This window comes from Selenomonas sp. ND2010, from assembly GCF_000702005.1.
Lineage (GTDB): Bacteria > Bacillota > Negativicutes > Selenomonadales > Selenomonadaceae > Selenomonas_A.
In genome coordinates, this window is record NZ_KL370847.1 from 11017 (window position 1) to 31024 (window position 20008).

The 20008-nt window shown below is 50.4% G+C and carries 17 protein-coding genes and 1 pseudogene; 16 read left to right on the plus strand and 2 right to left on the minus strand.

The genetic code is table 11. The annotated features are described in order from the left end of the window. Nucleotides 1–39 precede the first annotated feature (39 nt). The 6 genes from fdnG (at nucleotide 40) to T504_RS0112175 (ending at nucleotide 7062) form a co-directional block, all read left to right on the plus strand. Entirely contained in the window at nucleotides 40–3057 is a 3018-nt protein-coding gene (fdnG, locus tag T504_RS0112150; protein WP_033171323.1) for a formate dehydrogenase-N subunit alpha, read from the plus strand. 23 nt (nucleotides 3058–3080) lie between these two features. Further along, nucleotides 3081–3941 (plus strand): formate dehydrogenase accessory protein FdhE, encoded by an 861-nt coding sequence (locus T504_RS13995; RefSeq protein WP_051635363.1) that lies wholly within the window; start codon nucleotides 3081–3083, stop codon nucleotides 3939–3941. A 35-nt stretch (nucleotides 3942–3976) separates the two neighbouring features. After that, nucleotides 3977–4765, plus strand: coding sequence for a 4Fe-4S dicluster domain-containing protein (locus T504_RS0112160; protein ID WP_033171324.1), 789 nt, complete (start codon nucleotides 3977–3979; stop codon nucleotides 4763–4765). A gap of 1 nt (nucleotide 4766) precedes the next feature. Further along, on the plus strand, nucleotides 4767–5498 hold the full coding sequence (locus T504_RS0112165; protein ID WP_051635364.1) for a formate dehydrogenase subunit gamma: 732 nt from the start codon (nucleotides 4767–4769) through the stop codon (nucleotides 5496–5498). Nucleotides 5499–5696: 198 nt separating this feature from the next. Beyond that, complete coding sequence (locus tag T504_RS0112170) at nucleotides 5697–6299, plus strand: methyl-accepting chemotaxis protein (protein ID WP_051635365.1); 603 nt, start codon at nucleotides 5697–5699, stop codon at nucleotides 6297–6299. Nucleotides 6300–6462: 163 nt separating this feature from the next. After that, on the plus strand, nucleotides 6463–7062 hold the full coding sequence (locus T504_RS0112175) for a zinc ribbon domain-containing protein (protein ID WP_033171325.1): 600 nt from the start codon (nucleotides 6463–6465) through the stop codon (nucleotides 7060–7062). A 739-nt stretch (nucleotides 7063–7801) separates the two neighbouring features. Here the strand turns inward: T504_RS0112175 and T504_RS0112180 are convergent. Then, a complete protein-coding gene (locus T504_RS0112180) occupies nucleotides 7802–9337 on the minus strand; it encodes an SLC13 family permease (RefSeq protein ID WP_197018725.1) in 1536 nt (511 codons plus the stop codon). Nucleotides 9338–9850: 513 nt separating this feature from the next. Here T504_RS0112180 and T504_RS0112185 point away from each other — a divergent pair. The 7 genes and pseudogenes from T504_RS0112185 to araD all read left to right on the plus strand — a co-directional run. After that, on the plus strand, nucleotides 9851–11719 hold the full coding sequence (locus tag T504_RS0112185; RefSeq protein WP_369793650.1) for a M48 family metalloprotease: 1869 nt from the start codon (nucleotides 9851–9853) through the stop codon (nucleotides 11717–11719). Between the two features lie 32 nt (nucleotides 11720–11751). Further along, complete coding sequence (locus T504_RS0112190; protein WP_255327127.1) at nucleotides 11752–12279, plus strand: MBL fold metallo-hydrolase; 528 nt, start codon at nucleotides 11752–11754, stop codon at nucleotides 12277–12279. 21 nt (nucleotides 12280–12300) lie between these two features. After that, nucleotides 12301–12741, plus strand: a complete 441-nt coding sequence (locus tag T504_RS0112195; RefSeq protein WP_033171327.1) for a PTS sugar transporter subunit IIA — start codon at nucleotides 12301–12303, stop codon at nucleotides 12739–12741. Nucleotides 12742–12810: 69 nt separating this feature from the next. Beyond that, nucleotides 12811–13383 (plus strand): PTS transporter subunit IIC, encoded by a 573-nt coding sequence (locus T504_RS0112200; protein WP_197018718.1) that lies wholly within the window; start codon nucleotides 12811–12813, stop codon nucleotides 13381–13383. A 40-nt stretch (nucleotides 13384–13423) separates the two neighbouring features. Beyond that, nucleotides 13424–13711 carry a PTS sugar transporter subunit IIB gene (locus T504_RS0112205; protein ID WP_033171328.1) on the plus strand — a complete coding sequence of 96 codons (288 nt, stop codon included), beginning with the start codon at nucleotides 13424–13426 and terminating at the stop codon, nucleotides 13709–13711. A 90-nt stretch (nucleotides 13712–13801) separates the two neighbouring features. After that, nucleotides 13802–14644 (plus strand): L-ribulose-5-phosphate 3-epimerase, encoded by an 843-nt coding sequence (locus T504_RS0112210; protein WP_033171329.1) that lies wholly within the window; start codon nucleotides 13802–13804, stop codon nucleotides 14642–14644. Nucleotides 14645–14823: 179 nt separating this feature from the next. Then, nucleotides 14824–15321: pseudogene (araD, locus tag T504_RS0112215) on the plus strand (L-ribulose-5-phosphate 4-epimerase AraD); the annotation flags it as partial. 188 nt (nucleotides 15322–15509) lie between these two features. On the opposite strand, the gene proC reads toward araD, so the two are convergent. Continuing rightward, complete coding sequence (gene proC, locus T504_RS0112220) at nucleotides 15510–16292, minus strand: pyrroline-5-carboxylate reductase (RefSeq protein ID WP_033171330.1); 783 nt, start codon at nucleotides 16290–16292, stop codon at nucleotides 15510–15512. 232 nt (nucleotides 16293–16524) lie between these two features. On the opposite strand from proC, the gene T504_RS0112225 reads away from it, so the two are divergent. From T504_RS0112225 to T504_RS0112235, 3 genes are all read left to right on the plus strand, one after another. Next, nucleotides 16525–17109: a hypothetical protein gene (locus T504_RS0112225; protein WP_033171331.1), complete on the plus strand. Its 585-nt coding sequence runs from the start codon at nucleotides 16525–16527 to the stop codon at nucleotides 17107–17109. Nucleotides 17110–17457: 348 nt separating this feature from the next. After that, a complete protein-coding gene (gene trpS / locus T504_RS0112230) occupies nucleotides 17458–18468 on the plus strand; it encodes a tryptophan--tRNA ligase (protein WP_033171418.1) in 1011 nt (336 codons plus the stop codon). 13 nt (nucleotides 18469–18481) lie between these two features. Next, nucleotides 18482–19804 (plus strand): ATP-binding protein, encoded by a 1323-nt coding sequence (locus tag T504_RS0112235; RefSeq protein ID WP_033171332.1) that lies wholly within the window; start codon nucleotides 18482–18484, stop codon nucleotides 19802–19804. The last annotated feature ends 204 nt before the right edge of the window (nucleotides 19805–20008 follow it).

Here is a 20008-nt window from a genome sequence, read left to right on the forward strand (position 1 = left end):
ACTAGAAATGGTTTTAGGAGACTAAAGGAGGAAGTTTTGATGAATTTGAGCAGACGTGACTTCTTGAAAGCCACAGGTCTCAGCGGGATTGGCCTGGCTATGGCCAGCCTGGGACTCGACATGCCGAAGGTCAAGGCTGCCGCAAAAGAATTCAAGCTCAAGGGGGCACGCGAGTTTACCTCAATCTGCCACTTCTGTGCTTGTGGTTGTGGCGTCATCGGCTACGTGAAGGACGATAAACTCGTTCAGCTCGAAGGTGCCGTTGACAGTCCGATCAACCGTGGTGCTCTTTGCAGCAAGGGCTTGGGCTATGGCCATATCCCGAACTCGAAGGAGCGCGCGCAAAAGCCGCTGTACCGTGCGCCGGGCAGCGACCACTGGGAGGAAATCAGCTGGGAAGAGGCTATCGATAAAGCTGCCCATGCCATGAAGAATGCCCGTGAGAAGGGCTGGAAGCAGACCGAAGAAATCGATGGCAAGACCTATGAGGTCCGTCGTACCGATGGCCTGTCCTTTATCGGTGGTTCCCAGATCAACAACGAGGAATGCTATCAGAATATCAAGATGGCCCGGGCGCTCGGTGTTGTCTATATCGACAATCAGACCCGTGTCTGCCATGCCAATACGCCACCGGCTCTGGGCGCAGCCTTTGGCCGTGGCGCCATGACGAATCCGTGGGCGGATATCAAGAACACGCACCTCATCTGGATTGAGGGCTCGAACCTCGCTGAGTGCCATCCGATGGGCCTCAAGAATGTCATGGCTGCCCGCGAGAAAAACGGATCGAAAATCGTTCATGTGGATACGCGTTTCACGCGTACTTCGAAGGTAGCCGATGAGTTCTTCCAGGTACGTCCGGGCACGGATATCGTTTTCATGGGCTACATCATTCATGAGATGCTCGAATCCGGCAAGTTCAACAAGGAGTATGTCCTGCAGAACACCAATGGTGCCTGCCTGCTCCGCGATGACTTCAAATTCGATGACGGCCTGTTCTCTGGCTACGATGCTGAGAAGAAAGCCTATACGAATACGGAAACCTGGGGCTATGCTCTCGGTGCCGATGGCAAACCGCAGAAGGCAAAGGACCTCTTCGCTCCGAATACGGTTATGTCGCGCCTCAAGGAATTCTACAGCCGCTATACCCTCGAGATGGTCGAAAACATCACGGGCATGAAGGCTGAGGATGCCAAACGTGCGGCTTCCATCTGGATTGAAAATGACAAACCGGCCATCATCATGTATGCGCTCGGCATGACGCAGCACACGGTCGGTGTCCAGAATATCCGCTGCTTTACGATCATGCAGCTCTTGAAAGGCAATGTCGGTATCCCCGGCGCGGGTATCATCGCTATGCGCGGGCAGCCAAACGTGCAGGCATCGACGGACTTCGGTATCGAGTTCAACATGCAGCCGGGCTATCTCGTCCATCCGACGCATAAGACGCCGACGCTGGAAAAATGGACGGAGGCCTTTGGTACGTTCCGACGCAAATGGTATGTCAACATGACGAAAGCTTGGTTCGGCGAGCACGCTACACCGGAGAACGGTTATGGCTTTGACTATGGCGCTATCCGCAACGGCAATCATCCGGACTCCATCTATGCCATCTTCGAGGATGCCTGGAAGGGAACGATGCATGCGCTTTACCTTTGCGGCCAGAATCCGCAGATGACGAATGCCAACCTCACAATGGTCCATGACGGCCTCTGCAAGATGGATTCCCTTATCGTACAGGACATCTTCGTCAATGAGACGGCCGAGTTCTGGAACCGCCCAGGCGACAACCCGAGCGAAATCCAGACGGAGGTCATCTTCCTGCCGGCTTGCTCCTATCTTGAGCGCGAAGGTACGATTACGAACTCGATGCGCCTGATTCAGTGGCGCATGCAGGGCCCGAAACCGGTCGGCGATTCCAAGCCGGATTATATCATCAACGATATGCTTTGGAAGCGCATCCGCGAGCTCTACAAGGATTCGACGGAGAAGAAGGACGAGCCAATCAAGTACCTGACCTGGAACTACTCCCAGGAAAACTATATCGAAGATGTCATGAAGGAAATCAGTGGCTACAACGTAGCTACGGGTGAGCTCGTCAACGGTATTGGTGAGCTCAAGGACAATGGTGAGACAGCTTCGGGCATGTGGATTTATGCCGGTTATATCAGCCGCGAGGGCAATCGCACGAAACGCCGCGGTCAGGAGGACCCGGGCGATATCGGTATCTTCCCGCAGTATGCCTGGGTATGGCCGGATAACATCCATATCCTCTACAACCGCGCATCGTGCAACCCGGATGGCACGCCGAAGGATAAAGAACATCCGCTGGTTTGGTGGGATGCCAAGGCTGGCAAATGGACCGGCTACGATGTACCGGACGTTGGCAACCGCACGGCTGGCCCGGATACACCGGATGGACAGAAACCGTTCCGTATGAACGGCGAAGGCATTGGCCGTCTCTTCGCTGCCACCTATAAGGATAAGAACCCCGATGGCACGACCCGCGATGCGTCCTCGACGCCGGTCGATGGCCCGATTCCCGAGTTCTACGAGCCGGTCGAAAGCCCGACCTACAATGCACTGCATACGAATGAATTGGCCCAGTTCAATCCTTGTGTCAAATATCCGCGCGTTCCGGAAAAGCAGCCGTTGGGTACGAAGGACAAGTTCCCGTACGTACTCACGAGCTCGGGTATTGCCGAGCATTGGTGCTCCGGTACCGTTACGCGTAACATTCCGTGGCTCAACGAGCTCGTCAAGGAGCCTTTCGTCGAAATCAGCGAGCAGCTGGCCAAGAAGCTCAGCATCAAAGAGGGCGACAAGGTAAAAGTAAGCTCGGCCCGCGGTGCCGTAGTGGTCAAAGCCATGGTCACGAAGCGCGCGCAGCCGCTTACCGTAAACGGCGAGGAGACGCATATGGTCTGGATGCCGTACAGCTGGGGCTTCAAGGGTCTGGCCAAGGGACCGAGCACCAATTATCTGACCATCGATGCCCTCGATCCGAATACGCAGGAGCAGGAGTTCAAGGCCTGCCTGGTAAACATCGTGAAAGCATAATCTGTATGATATAGGAGACTTTTATGAAAACCGCCAAGAAATCACCCATGGATGAATATCTGAAGAAACACCCTTTCCTTGTGGAAACGGCCAATTTGCAGCTTGCTATGGAGAAAATCCTTACAGGTGCAGTCTCGCCGGTTTCCTTTCCTGAGAAGGATGACATCAAAAAACTCGTCAAAGACGGCATGCCGCTTTTGCAGCAGCCGCAGCTGCAGCGTACGATGGTCAAGGTGGCCGCCGTATCGCTTGGCGATTGTCTTGAGGCTCTCAAGGATATCGAAGCGCCTGACATGATGAAGGCTGCCCTTAAGAATTGGCAGAGCTGGACGGCAGAGGCCGAGCTTACGGAAATCCAGCAGTTCTTCGACTATCTGCTGCGGCAGGAAGATGCAGAAATCCAGCAGTTTGCAGCGGACAACAAGCTCAATGAGGTGCTGGTTCGCACGCTGGGCTGGCAGCTGGTCGAAGTCTTGGTTCCCGCCGAGCTCAAAGACCCAGTTTTCTGGCAGGGCATTGGCTGGAAACGCAATTACTGTCCAATCTGCGGACGTCAGCCGGTCCTGGCGCAGCTGCGCAAGGAGCAGGAGGGGCGCGCCCGCGTGCTCGCCTGTGATGGCTGTCATACCGTTTGGCCTTACGCCCGCATTGGCTGTGTCTATTGCGGCAACGATGACCTCAAGGAAATGCATATCTTAGAGCCTGAGGGCGAAGCTGCTATGCGCCTTGACGTCTGCGACAAATGTCATGCTTACCTCAAAACGTACAATGAGGAAGGCGAGGAAGAGGTCTATCTGCGGGATTGGGCGACGATTCATCTCGATTTCCTCGGTGAGGAGAAAAGTCTCCAGAAAAAAGGAAGCGTAATGCTCGCTAATGCGTAAAACTGTGTATTCGCGAGTACGAAAGGAGAACTATAATGGCAAAAGAAATCGCTATGCTGCATGATGTGGCACGCTGCAGCGCCTGCCGTGCCTGCATGGTTGCCTGCAAGCAGTGGCACGACCTGCCGGCCGATATGTCAACGCCGTTTGAAGGACAGTATCAGTCCCATAAGGAATTGACCCCGACGACTTGGAATCTCATCCAGATGAACGAGCGCGTGGATTCTGACGGGAAATTCCACTGGGATTTCTTCAAGCGTCAGTGCATGCACTGCAGCGACCCTGCCTGTGCTAAGGGCTGCCCGGAAGAAGCTATTGAAAAGCTCGACAATGGTGCTGTCGTCATCAATCAGGATAAATGCGTGGGCTGTGGTTATTGCGCCCATAACTGCCCGTTCGACGTCCCGAAAGTCAATGCCGAAACCAATAAATCGACGAAGTGCGATCTCTGCTTTGACCGCATCGCTGAGGGCATGGAGCCGGCTTGCTCAAAGACCTGCACGGCCGATGCAATCCGCTTCGGCACGAAGGAGGAAATGCTCAAGCGCGCCGAACAGCGGGTGGCTATCCTCAAACAGGAAGGCCATCAAGATGCCAACGTTTACAACCCGCAGGGCGTGGGCGGCATCCACATGCTCTATGTACTGCCGGAAAAACCGTCGGTCTATGACCTGCCGGAAAATCCGCAGACGCCGAATTCCATCGATCTCTGGAAGGATGTCGTGCGTCCGCTCGGAAAAATCGCTGGTGCTGGTGCTATCGTCGGTGTTTTGGGAATGGCAGCTTTCAAGAAATTAGCAAATCGCGAGAAAGGGGAAAAATGAGATGATTGTCAATAAGAAATACATCAAACGCCATAAAATGGGCTTCGTTTATTTCCACTGGATCAATGCGGTTTCCTTTTTTATGCTGCTGCTTACGGCCCTGCCGCTTTATGCGGATTCGTTCCGTTTCCTCTATGATACCTTTGGTGCGGCAACGCTTCAGTACGCACATCGTGTATTTGCGGTCATTTTCATCCTGAATCCGATTATCGGACTGGTTACGGCTCATGATGGGATCCGTCGTCTGGTCAAGGAAGTCGTAAGCTTTGGCCGCGATGATATCGTGTTCAATCAGAAGTTCCCGGCCGAGCTTATCGGCAAAGAGCCTGAGGGCATTCCGCCGCAGAGCTTCTATAACGGCGGTGAGAAGATGAACATCCTGCTGCAGGCTATTCTTTGGGCATTGCTCGTCATTTCGGGAGCTGTTCTTTGGTTTGGCGATGGCGTGGTAAGCCCTGTCATCCGCACTTGGATGATTCCGCTGCATAGCATCTGCGCTGGCTTTGGTTTCGCGGCTGCCATTGGCCATATCTATCTGGCCGTTGGTGTAAATCCGGATTCCTGCCACGGCATGCTTGATGGTACGGTTAAGGCTAGCTATGCAGTCAAACATCATGGCAAATGGGTGGATGAACTCGTTGCGCAGAGCAGCTTGACCGAAGATGAAGTCAAAAAAGCTGTGGAAGCCGATGAGCCGGTCGAAGATGCATCCGTTCAGGCTAGACCGGTCTAAGACGTCCAAAAACTACTAATAAATAAAAAATAATTCACAAAACGATAAAATTCTCACCGGGGTGTAACAAATGTCACAACCTGGTGAGAATTTTTTTGTTACAATTATATTTAGGGGATTTATAACTGGGGGGAATGGCTATTCTATCGTTTAGGGTTATGGGAAAAGGAGTGTTTCGATGATGAACAAGCTGCCAAAGTGGAATCGTTTGTTGAGGAAGCCAGGGAATCGAGCCGCCATACGAAGGAAAGCATCGAGAACAGTCGTCAGCAGATGGATAACGTTGTCGCAGCAATGCAGGATATCAGCCGTGCATCGGAGGAGATTCGCTCAATACTGGGAACACTCGATGAGATTACGGGACAGACTGCGCTGCTTTCGCTCAATGCTTCGATTGAAGCTGCTAGAGCTGGGGAAGCTGGCCGCGGATTTGCGGTAGTAGCGGAAGAAGTCCGCAAATTGGCCGAAGAATCAGCTGCCAGCACACAGAATATTCAGCAGCTAATTGCCAAAGCACTCACGGCAATTGATAGTGGCACGAAGGTCGTTGGGACAGCAGCTGGATCTCTTTCTGGAATCACAGCGAATACGGAAGCTGTTAACGATATCATTGAGCAGCTTCGTCGACAGAGTATTGAGCAGCAGGCGAAAATGGAGGAAGTAAATCGCTTGTCCCAGGATATTTTAGGAGTTGTCACGGATAACTCAGCGGTTTCCGAAGAGTGTGCAGCCTCGAGCAATGAACTTTCGACGTTTTCTGATTCACTGAAGGAAAGTGTGAACAAGTTCCGTACCAAATAACGGAAAAAATAGGTTGAATGTAAAAAATCCCCTGCGAAAGCAGGGGATTTCGTTTTTGTGGCGAATAGTATAAGATACCAATAAAAGTACCATTCAAATCGTTGGTTTTTCTAGGAACAATTGCAGTAAGGCAAACTCAAGATCATGGAAAGGAGGAAGAACGATGATTTGCAGAAAATGTGGAAGTGTATTGGAAGAAAGACAGCTGAGCTGCCCCTTCTGTGGGGAAGTTGTTGCCTCAGGCAAAGAAGGCACAGCTGGCAAAAAAGTCGAGCTCAAAGCATTGGCCGCCGTACCGGAAGATAGGGAAAAACTCCTTTCGGAACTTCAGCGGCTCAAAAAATATTTTTTGGCGATTCGCGGAAAATATGGCGTCATGGAAGATTTGTGGCTCATGCAGCTCAAATGGCAGGAACCCTCGTTGATTCATTGGGCATTGGGTGGTTTTATCGTAACGATGCTCGTCTATTTGATGCTATATGGAGCTGGTCTGTTACCGCAGGTGGCGCTGTCGTTCTTCTTCATCCTTTGGGGAAGTATTACCAGTGTAGGCTATATCCGCTCTGGCCGCATTTATGAAGCCAGAAAAGCTCGGATTGATGCCGACCTTCGCAATGTGGAAAATGATGTCCGCAACTATTATAACCAGGCAGATGCTTGCTTCCTGCCACTGGATTATTCCGACCCGCGGGTGATTGGGGAACTCATCCATGGGATTGAGAATGGAACAATCAAATCGTTTCAAGATTATCGGATAAGCTGAAAAGAACTACCCAGCTTTTCGTAAGCACGGAAAAGGGACTGTGAAAAATCCCTTTATATTGACATAAAATATAGAAGCCTCCATAAGATAGATTCATCTACCTTATGGAGGCTTCTATGAATTTATCCACGCACTTTTTACAAATTACAGTTTGCAGGTTACAAGAATCTCATTCGAAGCAGCTCTTCGCCGCCGCTAGGGGCAGTGCCAACACTACGCGGGAGATGTTTTCCTAAACGAAATTTTTATCCTTAATTAAGCATCGAAAAAGTTGCAAAACGCGCTTCGCTTGAACGGTAGCAATTTTTCGACGAACGGTGAGGATAAAAATTTCGTTCTTCACGGAAAACATCAAACGCTTCGTTTATGGCACTGCCCCTAGCGGCGGCTGAGTCTGTGGCAAGTTTCGCAGGGCTAATCCATCCGAGGGCGCAGCAATTCGTGCCGGCTCTAACCGAGGCGGCGGGGGCCCCAGTACCATAAGCGTAGCCTTGACGTTCCGCGTGAAGCAAGAAATTTTTGCCTGCGTTCTCGTTGGAAAAGCAGTTTCGTCCAAGCGAAGCGCGTTTAACTGTTTTCCAACTCTTAATTAAAGGCAAAAATTTCTTGTAGCGGGTTGTCACCGGTGGAGCGTTGGTAATGGGGCCCCCGCCGCCGGCGACTTACCTCGAACACGAACTGGGTACTACTCCCCTGCAAACTGTAATTTCACAGTCCCTTTTTACATGCTGCAAAAAGATCAGCCGACGACCCAGCTGACAAAATAGATAACCAGCGGAATCGTTACACAAGCGATGCCGACGACGTCGATGATGACGCCGGTATGAATCATCTTGGTAATCGGGATATAGCCCGATGCGTAGACGATAGCATTTGGTGGGGTCGATACCGGCAGCATGAAGCCGAGCGATGCCGAAAGGGCAATGCCTACGGATACCGGAATCGGGCTGAGACCGGCGGACACCGCTGCGGTGATAGCCAATGGGCCAATCATGTTCGTAGCAGCCGTGTGGCTCGTGAGCTCAGAGAGCAGCAGGGCCATAACAGAGAAGACGGCAACCATGCCAATCTGTGATGGTGCGCCACCCATGGAATTGACGATGAGGTCACCAACCCATTGCGACAGGCCGGTTTTGTACATCATACCGCCCATGGCGAGACCGCCACCGAAGAGAATCAGTGTGCCCCATTCGATGCCTTCCATGGCTTCCTGCCATTTGAGTGTAAACTGGCGTTTTTCGAAATTGACTGGCAGGATGAAGAGAATCAATGCGCCCGCCATAGCGGCAACAGCCTCTGGGAAGAGTTTGTTGTAGAGCTTCAGTGTTGGGTCAGTACTGCCGAGTGTGATGGATAGAATGCCTGGCGTCACCCAGAGCGTAACCGCGACGATGAAGCAGAACAGCGTGTTTTTCTGTGCCAGCGTCCAGCCGCCGAGTTCTTTGAGTTTGTTCTTGATGAAGGTATCAGCACCATCGATGCGCTCGACGTCGGCCGGGAACATGCGCGACAAGACAAAAGCAGCAATTAGGAAATAGATGACCATCGCGATAAAGCCCCAAGTCATCCATTCAAAGAACGATACATGGATGTCACACATCTGGTCGAGAAACCCGAGCATGATGAGGTTCGGCGGGGTTCCGATTGGGGTCAATACGCCGCCAATCGAGCAGGAATAGGCCGTCATCAGCATGAGCCCCGTGGCGTATTTGTATTCGTGCAAATCGATTTCGCGGCCGTTGGCGGCAAACATCTCTTTGATGGAGGTCAAAAGGCCGAGGCAGATGGGGAACATCATGGCGGCAGTAGCCGTATTGCTTACCCAGCCTGAGCAAAGTGCTGCGGCTAGACCGACAGCCAGGAAGATGCGTTTGGGGTTTGAACCAACCCAGGAGCGCGAGAGGAGCCAGTAGGCAAACCGCTTGTCAAGTCCATGGGTCATCATGGCTTTTGCCAGGATGAATCCGCCCATAAACAGGAAAATCATCGGATTGGCGAAGGCGGCAAAGGCGGTGCCAACCGGCACGACGCCGGTTACGACCGCCAGCGTTGGTCCAATCAGGGAAGTTACCGGTATCGGTACAGGCTCTGTGATCCACCAGAGAGCAACGAGTACCATGATAGCCAGCAGTTTATGTGCCGCTAAAGTAAGTCCGGCAATCGGAGTGAAAAATACCAGCAAGGCCAGTATCGGACCGCCGAAGAGACCAATCGTGCGGCGTTTGCGGTCAAAAGCTTGCTCCGCTCGTTTGACGGCAAGTGCTTCTTTACTCATCTTGTCCAAAATAAATGCGCCTCCTTCTATTGAAGTGGAGAAAAGAATAATTTCTATAAATTATACACATAATTTGCTCTATTCCTATCATAAATAATATTCTGTCATTTTTCAATAGCAATTAAAAGGATTTACGATTCTATTTAGGAATAATAGAAAAATTGTCGTAATTGAGGGAAAAATAATTTCAAACAAAAAAGAAGTCCGCAGCATTACGTCCAAGCTGCGGACCCCTAGGGAAGGGATGATAAAAAATTGAGAAATGGGAAGCAAGAAGGGTGGGATTAAATCCTTCTTGTTTAGGGATATCGATAAAAGTCTGCGACCTAGGGGATTGACTAGGCCCATCTCCTATCGACATCTTTATTATAGGGGAGATTTATGAAAAGAGTATGTAACTTGAGTTACAAAAGGACAAAAAGTTAAAGAAATTTACCAGTTCTCACGAAAATTTCAAGTGGGATATGGTAAAATACATATAGTTTCCAAACTCAAGTAAATGAGGTGATTTCGTTGAAATATAACAGGCGATGGAAAAAGCGAATAATGGCGTTGGCGTTATCCGGCGTATTGATGACAGGCGCTGTGCAAATGCCGATGCCAAGGGCAGAAGCGGTGGATGCCTGGGCGGCGGCGGCACAGGCGCTGGGGGTTCTCGGTGCCTATAAATCCAGTTTGGCCAGTATTCTGGCGATGGGCAACAATGTCAGTGCACAGCTGCAGAGCCAGCAGCAGGACGTCAGACAAAATGGCATCGACCCGAATCAAAACGATGTACAGGTAGTCGATTTTGTCATGAATCAGCTGGTAAATCATGGCGACTATGTGCTGAAAGCCAATAGTCTGCCGTTTTGTTGGACGGTCAATAACAGTTCGGATTTCAATGCGGCCTGCTATCCGACAAATTATGTCAGCATCAACAAAGCCTTGGTACGCGGCTTGAATCTTGATCCGGACGAACTGGCGGCTGTTCTTGGCCATGAGATGACGCATGGATTGGAGCAGCACAGTGCCCATAACTATGCCAAAGCGGTGGCCCAGTATTATGGAATGAGTTTCCTCAATATGGATACAGGCGTTATGGATTGGAACAAACTCAATGCGCTGGCGAACTATTCCATTGCGAAAAATGTTACGCTGCCGACCGAGTACGATGCCGATGAAGGTGGTTTCTACCTCATGACAAGTGCGGGGTTCAATCCAGGCGGCGGTGCCGCGGCAATGGCCCGCATGTCTTATTATTTGACTTATCAGACGCAGAATGTCCTTGAGTATCAGGACCCTGATCCGAAGAAAAAAGATCAGGAAAACTACAACGATCATCCGGATACTGAGCTGCGTGAGCAAAGACTGGCCAAGATGATGTCCGATTATGGCTGCGGCCATGTGACGGTCAAAGATCGTCGGGATATCTATATTGATGGACAAAAACTTCTGAGTGTGGATTGGACTGGCGATGATTACGACAATACGACAGAAAATGCCTACTATGTTGCCGGAGCAATTGCTAAGGCATTTCATGATTATGATTCCGTTGCAGCGTGGAATTTTCGCACGAATCGGGATGGCGCACTAACTTGCCTCGAAGATTCGCGGGTAAATGCAGTGCTGCAAGCGTTTTTAGCATCAGAGCAGGCAGGCGCACACCTGCAGGAACTCGTAACGAATGCTTATGCAGGGGAAGCGTCCAGCGGTGCACGAAGCAAAATGAAAGCGGCAGAGCAAAAGCGTCAAAAGCAATTGCAGCAGGCACGGGAAGCTGTAATTCAAAGCGATGCCAAAGCTGTCAAGAAAATGCGGGAAAATGCCGATGCCTATAGCGATTATGGACAGGCCGTTAAGGCCTTGTTCGAGATCAATCGCGTCTTTGCGGCTAAAAATCCTGAAAACGAAGCGGAGAACTTTGCCGTTCGCGGCCGGGCAAAAGCCGTCAATGGGGATTTTTCTGGAGCATTACAGGACTGTGACAAAGCTGTCGTTATGGATGCGAAGAACGTGTTTAATTTCCTCAATCGCGCCGATGTCTATCGGATGATGGGAGAGAATGACAAGGCCCTGGCTGACCTCGATATGGCCAAAAAACTTAAAGCGGATAATCCGTACGGTTGGCTGATCAGCGCGCAAATATATGATGAACTTGGCCAGCAGGATGCGGCAGGCGAAAACTATAAGAAGCTTTATAGTTTGGATAACAAATATGTTCGCGCGATTCCGGATGACTACTTGGCTGCCATCAACGACAAAGAATACAAGAAACGCTTGAAAGAAAAAGCTGAGGCCAAGAAACAGTACGAGAAAAAATGGAAAGAAGAAAAGAAAAATGCCGACAAAAAATCCGCAGCCCCAAAGACTGCGGATAAGAAAGCAATGAAGAAGAATTAAACAGATTCGATGACTTCGATAACCTCCACACCATGGGTGCGGAGGTTTTTTATTTCGTCAGCACTGGCACCGGGACAGGTGATGAGCGTATCAATCTTGTCGATGGTGCCCGAGAGGAAGTTGTGTTCACGGCCAATTTTTTGCCGGGCGGCAACATTTACCACTCTGGTGACTCGCACTTTTCGATTTATTTTGCCAAACATGGCAAGGATTACGATATCGATGTTGCTTTCGGATCTTTTGGCGAGAATCCGATTGGCATGCAGGACAAGATGACATCCATCGATATCCTGCGCATGGCGGAGAATCTCCAGTGCAAGGTCGTCGTACCAATTCACTGGGATGTCTGGACGAACTTCCAGGCGGATTGCAACGAAATCGAGCTGCTCTACAACTTCAAGAAGGACCGCAACGAGTACAAATTCCATCCGTTCTTCTGGCAGGTCGGTGGCCGTTATGTCTATCCGATGGATAAGGATAAGATTTACTACCATCATCGCCGCGGTTTTGAGGACTGTTTCGAGCATCCGCAGAACATTCCGTTCCGTTCCTGCCTGTAATCTGAAGGGGGAAGAGCCAAGATGTTTAAAGAATTTGTCGAGTCAAATCATTATTCGTTCCATGAAGGTTTTGCGGATTGGCGGGAGGCTGTTCGGGCAGCCTGTGCACCACTGCTGGCTGATGGGACCATCGAGAAAGAATATCCGGAAATCATCATCGAAAAAGTCGAGGAGCTCGGGCCCTATATTGTCATCGCGCCGGATATCTGCATCCCGCATGCCGAGCGCGGCCGTGGCGTAAATGGTACGGCTATGTGCTTCATGAAGACCGAAAAGCCTGTAAGCTTTGATGCAAATGATCCGGATAAGGATGCGCGTATCTTCGTGGTCCTGGCAGCTACCGATGACGAGGTTCATCTGAACAACTTGATGGCATTATCTGAGACGCTTTCAGATGAGGATATCGTAGCGAAGGTTTTGGCCGCGAAAACACCGGAAGATTTGCTGAAAATCGAAGCGTAACGAGAGCTTTTGTGAGGGAGTCTGGGGAGACTCCCATAGGGGAAAAACGAAAGTGGGGAAAATCAAGTTATGGAAATGTTATTGTCCGTTTGGGAGTTCTTCCAGAACAATATCCTGACGAAACCGGCCTTCTTTATCGGTTTTATCGTCCTGGCTGGTTATGCACTTTTAGGGAAAAAATGGTATGAATGCTTGGCTGGCTTTATCAAAGGTACTATCGTGTTCAACAGCCCGATTCTCATTATCTCGGGATTCGTACCGCTGTTCTTCGATAATGCAACCTTTGCCGTCTTCGCCAACCGTCTCGGTGGTATCCGCGCTGCAGCTATCATCCCGTTCTGCAGTGGTATCATTCAGGTACTTGGCGGTGGCTTCGCCGCTTACCACTTTACGACAGGCAATTTCGGTGGTTGGCATGGCAACTTCGACTGGGATGCGGTCTGGCCGTTCATCGGCGTCATCATGGAGAACCTGCAGTATGTCGGTGTCGCAGCTGTAGTAATTCTGCTGCTGGCTATCCCACAGATTCTCTACCAGCGCAACAAAGATACCTATTTCGTTATTGCTGAGGATTTTGACAAATACAAAGAAATCCTCGCGAAGAAACAGGGTGTTCCGGTTGAGGAAGTCGTCATTGATTAATGGTAAAATTCGTTTGGTAATGATAAAGGAGTGCTTAAAAATGGCTAAATTGAAAGTTATCGCTGCATGTGGTTCGGGTATGGGTTCTTCGCAGATCATCAAGATGAAACTCGAGAAGGTCTTCAAGAAACTCGGCCTTGATGCGGAAATCTATCATACGAATGTCGGTGATGCCAAATCGCAGGCGAATAACTACGACGTCGTGTTCTGCTCCGAGTCGCTCGTTGGTACCTTCACGGGGACGAAGGCTACGGTCATCGGCCTCAAGAATCTGCTGGCCGAAAAAGAAATGGAAGAGAAAATCCAGGCCAATATCGTCAATGGCTAATAGCTGATAGCTGATAGCTGAGAATCAGCAGGGCTGCTGCAAAGTGCAGCAGCCCTTTTTATGCCTTTTTTGTGACGGGGGGAAGGAAAAATGAGCAAATATCAGTTAGGGCTTTATGAAAAATCCATGCCCGGTGACCTGACCTGGGCGGAAAAATTACAGGCGGCCAAGAATGCCGGCTTTGATTATGTGGAAATGAGTATTGATGAGACCGATGCGAAACTGGCGCGGCTTGATATGACCGATGGGGAAATTGATGAAGTCCGCGCCGCCATGCGGGCAACCGGCGTGCCGTTCCGCTCCATCTGCCTGAGCGGTCACCGCAAATTCCCGCTCGGCTGTCCCGATATACAGAAACAGGATCGCAGCCTCGAAATCATGCAGAAGGCAGTAGCGCTTGCGGCTAAGCTGGGGATTCGCACGATTCAGCTGGCGGGCTATGACGTCTACTATGAGAAGGGGACGGACAAGACGCGGGCGGATTTCCTGCAGAATCTGCGCAAGGCCGCCGACATGGCGGCGGCCGAAGGCATCCAGATGGGATTTGAGACGATGGAGACGCCGTTCATGGATACGGTGGAAAAAGCCATGAACTATGTGCGGCAGGTCGATTCGCCTTATCTCGGAGTCTATCCGGATTCAGGCAATATCACCAATGCTGCGCTGCTCTACGATGGCGATGTGGCCGCTGACTTAGAGACGGGCCGCGGTCATATCGTGGCTGTTCATTTGAAGGAAACCGTACCGGGAAAATACCGTGAGATTCCGTTTGGCACCGGGCATGTAGACTTCCAGAAGATCGTCAACAAATCGTGGCAGCTGGGCGTCCGGCGGTTCGTCGGCGAGTTCTGGTATGACCCGCAGACGGACTGGCGCGAAGAACTGCAGAAAGCCAATGACTTCCTGCGGTCATATCTCGACAAAGCAGAGTAAATGGGACAGTAAGAAAGAAGGATAACCATGTTTAACGTAGATAAAAAAGTAATCGGGGAACTTGAGAAATGCTATTCGCTGGCCATGCTGCACTACCAGGGCAAAGACGACTGGGAAGTGCGTACGCTTTGCAATTTGCCGTTTGTCCATCGCTTTGACATCCTGCAGGCGGGCGGCAAGAGCTCAATCCTTCCTCGGACACCGAGACTCACCGTATCTTCTATAAAGAATTTCCGCATATCGGCGGTGTCGTGCATACCCATTCGCGCTGGGCGACAATCTTTGCCCAGGCCGGACAGGGCGTGCGCGCCTATGGCACGACGCAGGGCGACTATTTCTACGGCGAGATTCCGTGTACCCGCGATATGACCGAGGCGGAAATCCAGGGCGAATACGAGTACAACACCGGTGTCGTTGCGGTAGAACGCTTCAAGAAGTACGGCATCAATCCCGACTATGTGCCCGCTGTTCTCGTCAAGAATCACGGCCCCTTCTGCTGGGGAACGGACTGCCTGAACGCCGTCCACAATGCCGTCGTGCTTGAAGAAGTCGCCATGATGGCCTTCCACACGCAAATGCTCACCGGCGACCGCGACCCTATGCCGCAGGCCTTGCTCGACAAGCACTTCCTGCGTAAGCACGGCCCGAATGCCTACTATGGTCAGAAAAAGAAGTAAAAAAATCCTTCCCGGCGGGGAAGGATTTTTGCTTTGATACGGTACACGAAAAAGCCCTTGGGGTCATCACTCCCAAGGGCTTTTTCTATGGCCAACATATGTCCATATCTAAATACTACATTCATTGTAGCATCATCATATCTATTCGTCAATATAGCTATTTCGCAACAAATCAATAAGAAGAGTGTTTATCGTTCCATGATGGCCTCGACAGATTTTACACAGGCATTGCGGAAGCCGTTTTCCTCCAGTGCGGTGACGCCGCGGATGGTCGTGCCGGCTGGGGAGCAGACATTGTCTTTGAGTACGCCTGGATGCTCACCAGTTGCCAGCTGTAATTTGGCCGAGCCGAGAATCATCTGGGAAATCAGCCGATAGGCATCGGCGCGTTTCATGCCGTATTTTACCGCGGCATCGCCATAGGCCTCAATCATGAGGTCGACGAAGGCCGGGCCGCAGCCTGTGACCGCGCCGCCAATCCCCATCTGGGACGTGGGCAGTTCCTGGACGAGGCCAACCGATTCGAAGAGATTCATGATTTCCTTGCGTTCTTCTGACTGCAGGGAGTTCGTTTCTTCAAAGAGCAGGACTCCTTCGCCGACCATGGCCGGGGTATTGGGCATGACGAACTGGATGCGGGTATTCGTCTGGATATGTTGCTGATATTTTGCATGATCCCAGCCGGCTGCCACAGAAATCAATGCTTTTCCTTCGAGGCTGCTGCCGAGGTCTTTGAGGACCGCTTCGATTTGGTAAGGTTTGCAGGCCATGACCAGTGTGTCAACTGCCTCGGCAAGTGCCGTTAGGGACTCGCAGGGAGTAAAGCCGATTCGCTGGCTGTTTTTTTTCAGTTTATCCTGATTGGGGGCAAAAGCGAAAACATTTGACCGATCAATACTGCCGGACTGGATAAAACCAGCGGCAAGTGCCTGGGCCATGTTTCCCATACCGATAAAACCTAGCTTGTTCATGGTAGAATCCTCCTGGTTGTAATGGTGATGTTTTATATAAATAGACAAATATACGTCAAACGACTACTATTTTACACTATTTTTCTTTTTTTCGCCACTATTGCTTATTGTATCAGCAAGCAGGAATATTCTTTCGAAATGTAGAATTACGGAACAAGGAAAAAGCAGGAAATAGGGAAATGGTGGAAATCAGAATAACGATGAGAAATAAGCTCACGAGGAGGCTGGCGAGATGATTCCGTTAGAAGAGAAGATTGGTATTTGGCGTGGGATGCCAACCGAAACTGCAGAAGAAACCCTATGGGCGGACAATTATTATCGAGAAGAATTGATGCCACTGGCGTTAAAGCGCTTCGCCAGGCGGTATGAAAACGAAACGTTTCCGGAATATTACGGCATGATTCTGCTTTTAGGCAGCAGGTGGGAGGATTTGGCATTCAATGTAGGCCTGCTAAGTCCGCAAAATATTCATGTGATTTGTCGGAAGGAGGATATGCCGGCTTATCGTCATTTGGTGGATAATCTTCAGCTTGAGGAGGAACGCTGCTTGTGTACGACGATTCCCGAAGATGGTGTTTCCGCGCTCTATCACGTGATAAAGAAGCAGCATGATATATGGGATTCCATGGGCAAAAGTGCCGTGGATATAACGGGCGGTGATGTTTTTACCCTGCCGGCGGCTGCGATGGCCGCGGCGGTATTCGATATGGATGTATACCGTCTGTCCTTTGAGCGCGAGGCAAAAAGCCGGAAACACAAACCGGGAAGCGAGCGAATGATCCGTATCGAATCGGTGCAGCCGTTCTGGAATCTCTGACAACAGACAAAGGTTGACACTCAGGTTTTACGGTGTTACACTTAAGAAGATATGTAAACCGTTGAGGCGAGGATAACGTCAGTAACGCTTCTCCAGAGAGTCCGGGATGCTGCAATCCGGATGAAAAACGAGCTGGCAAATGGGTCGCTGAGGGCACACTGAAAGGTTGAGGCTGAGTAGGCTGTGACGTCTGGCACGCGTGAGATGCCGGGAGTATGATTGTACTCCGCTAAGCGCATGGCAATGAGGCCATGAATCAGGGTGGCACCGCGAAAGATTTCGTCCCTGGCAGTTTTTACTGCCGGGGACTTTTTTAGTGCTCCGGCACAAAAAGGAGCGTATTTCGATATGGAACAGAAACAGGAAGCAAAAAAAATTATTCTCTCGGGCATTCAGCCGACGGGCGTATTTACGTTGGGCAATTACCTCGGGGCAGTCAAGAACTGGCAGAAGATGCAGGAAGAGTATCAGTGCTATTACTTTATTGCTGACCTCCATTCGTTGACCATTCAGATTGACCCCGTAAAACGCCGCCAGCAGACCTTGCAGGCCTTTGCGCTGCTGCTGGCTTGCGGTATCGATCCGGAAAAAAGCCTGGTGTTTGTCCAGAGCCATAACAAATGCCATGCGGAGATGGGCTGGATTATGGACTGCGTATCTCAGTTTGGAGAACTTTCCCGCATGACGCAGTTCAAGGATAAATCTTCGAAGCATCCGGAAAATATCAATGCAGGACTCTTTACTTATCCGGCATTGATGGCTGGGGATATCCTGCTCTATCAGGCAGACTATGTACCAGTTGGTGCGGACCAGACGCAGCATCTTGAATTCACCCGCGATGTAGCAGCTCGTTTCAATCACAACTACGGAGAAATCTTCAAGCTGCCAGAGGGCTATTTCCCGAAAGCTGGTGCGCGCGTTATGAGTCTGCAGGACCCGACCAGCAAGATGAGTAAATCCGATGAGAATCCGAAGGCGACGATTTCGATTCTTGATGATGAGAAAACCATCCTCAAGAAGTTCAAGAGTGCGGTGACGGACAGCGAGGCTAAAGTATGCTTCCGCGAGGATAAACCGGGGGTCAGCAATCTCATGACGATTTACTCGGCGATCACGGGTAAGACGATGGCAGAGATTGAAGCGGAATTTGAGGGCAAAGGCTATGGCGATTTCAAGGCAGTTGTTGGCCAGGCCGTATCCGATGAGTTGAAGCCGATCCGCGAGAAATATGCCGAGCTCATGAACAATCGCCCGTATTTGGAAGAAAAGATGCGGGAAGGAGCGGAGCGCGCAACGTATATCGCTCGCAAAACCCTTACGAAAGTCAAAAAACGCGTTGGTTTGTTGATGGAAAAATAATAAGGAGAATATTATGTATCGCCTGACCGCAAAGCTTATCATTTATCGCAAGATAGACCGGGAAAGCATTCTGTTCAAATTGGCAGATATCTGCCGTCAATTCGAGACGGGCACGTATAATCCAGAAACGCTGTCTGAAGCAGTCCTGACGGAAATCACGCGGCTGCTGGATGTTGCCACGCACTATGGATTCAATGGCAATCTATGGCATAACTATTTGGCGTTTTTGTTGGCGACGACGGAAACTCCGTTTACGCTTGTCTGCGAAAAACATGGTGCCAGTGAGGGCAGTGTGCAGAAATTTGCCCGCAGTGATTTGGAGATTTTCCGCAAGCTTTTGCATTATGATTTTGGAATGCTGGAGCGGGCTTTGGGGCTTGATTGTTTTAGCATCATCGAGAATTATCAGGCGGTAGAGAAAAAAGAACAGATTTACAATAAGAGTGTCAGTGAAAAGGTCCGGGAGTTAAGTGCCCAGATTGCGGAAGCCCAAGATGGGGCAGCTATGTACCGTATCATTACGGATTTCTATCACCGCTATGGTGTTGGCATGCTTGGCCTCAATAAGGCATTTCGCGTATCGCCTGATATCGAGGGAACTGGAAAATTATTGGAACCCATCACGACGACAGGCGATATGTGTCTCGATGATTTGATTGGCTATGAGAATCAGAAGAAGCGGCTTAAAGAGAATACTGAGGCTTTTGTGGCCGGGCGCAAAGCCAACAATGTCCTGCTCTATGGAGATGCCGGTACCGGTAAATCCACGAGCATTAAGGCCATTCTCAATCAGTATTACGACCGCGGCCTGCGCATGATCGAGGTCTATAAACACGAATTCAAATACCTCCAGCGCATCATTGCGCAGATAAAGAACCGCAACTATAAGTTCATCATCTATATGGATGATCTTTCCTTTGAGGAGTTTGAGATCGAGTACAAATATCTCAAAGCGGTTATTGAAGGCGGCCTTGAAGTTAAGCCGGACAATGTGCTGATTTATGCCACCAGCAACCGTCGCCATTTGATTCGAGAAACTTGGAATGACCGTCCGGATGTCGTCGATTCCGATATGCATCAGACGGATACGGTTCAAGAGAAACTATCCCTGTCGGCGCGTTTCGGCCTGTCGATTGGCTATTTCAGCCCGAGTCGTCAGGAGTTTTACGATATGGTCATCCAGTTGGCACATCGTCATCCGGAGATTCAGCTTTCGGATGAGGAGCTCCGCGCTGGAGCCGTTAAGTGGGAGATGGCGCATAGCGCTGTCTCGGGGCGCACGGCTCAGCAGTATATCAATTCGCTGCTCAGCGAAGACCATATCGATAACGAGTAAAAACAATGGGACTGTGAAAACTCCCTTGATATTGACTCAAAATATAAAAGCCTCCATAAATTAGATTGATTCATCTAACTTATGGAGGCTTTTACGAATTCATCCACGTACTTTTTACAAATTACAGTTTGCAGGTTACAAGAATCTCATTCGAAGCAGCTCTTCGCCGCCGCTAGGGGCAGTGCCAACACTACGCGGGAGATG

Coding starts and splice junctions, on each gene's coding strand:
- T504_RS0112165 (WP_051635364.1), top strand. CDS start 4,767: ATGATTGTCAATAAGAAATACATCAAACGCCATAAAATGGGCTTCGTT.
- T504_RS0112190 (WP_255327127.1), top strand. CDS start 11,752: ATGGGTGCGGAGGTTTTTTATTTCGTCAGCACTGGCACCGGGACAGGT.
- T504_RS0112200 (WP_197018718.1), top strand. CDS start 12,811: ATGGAAATGTTATTGTCCGTTTGGGAGTTCTTCCAGAACAATATCCTG.
- T504_RS0112160 (WP_033171324.1), top strand. CDS start 3,977: ATGGCAAAAGAAATCGCTATGCTGCATGATGTGGCACGCTGCAGCGCC.
- T504_RS0112225 (WP_033171331.1), top strand. CDS start 16,525: ATGATTCCGTTAGAAGAGAAGATTGGTATTTGGCGTGGGATGCCAACC.
- T504_RS0112235 (WP_033171332.1), top strand. CDS start 18,482: ATGTATCGCCTGACCGCAAAGCTTATCATTTATCGCAAGATAGACCGG.
- T504_RS0112180 (WP_197018725.1), bottom strand. CDS start 9,337: ATGAGTAAAGAAGCACTTGCCGTCAAACGAGCGGAGCAAGCTTTTGAC.
- fdnG (WP_033171323.1), top strand. CDS start 40: ATGAATTTGAGCAGACGTGACTTCTTGAAAGCCACAGGTCTCAGCGGG.
- proC (WP_033171330.1), bottom strand. CDS start 16,292: ATGAACAAGCTAGGTTTTATCGGTATGGGAAACATGGCCCAGGCACTT.
- T504_RS0112205 (WP_033171328.1), top strand. CDS start 13,424: ATGGCTAAATTGAAAGTTATCGCTGCATGTGGTTCGGGTATGGGTTCT.
- T504_RS13995 (WP_051635363.1), top strand. CDS start 3,081: ATGAAAACCGCCAAGAAATCACCCATGGATGAATATCTGAAGAAACAC.
- T504_RS0112210 (WP_033171329.1), top strand. CDS start 13,802: ATGAGCAAATATCAGTTAGGGCTTTATGAAAAATCCATGCCCGGTGAC.
- T504_RS0112175 (WP_033171325.1), top strand. CDS start 6,463: ATGATTTGCAGAAAATGTGGAAGTGTATTGGAAGAAAGACAGCTGAGC.
- trpS (WP_033171418.1), top strand. CDS start 17,458: ATGGAACAGAAACAGGAAGCAAAAAAAATTATTCTCTCGGGCATTCAG.
- T504_RS0112195 (WP_033171327.1), top strand. CDS start 12,301: ATGTTTAAAGAATTTGTCGAGTCAAATCATTATTCGTTCCATGAAGGT.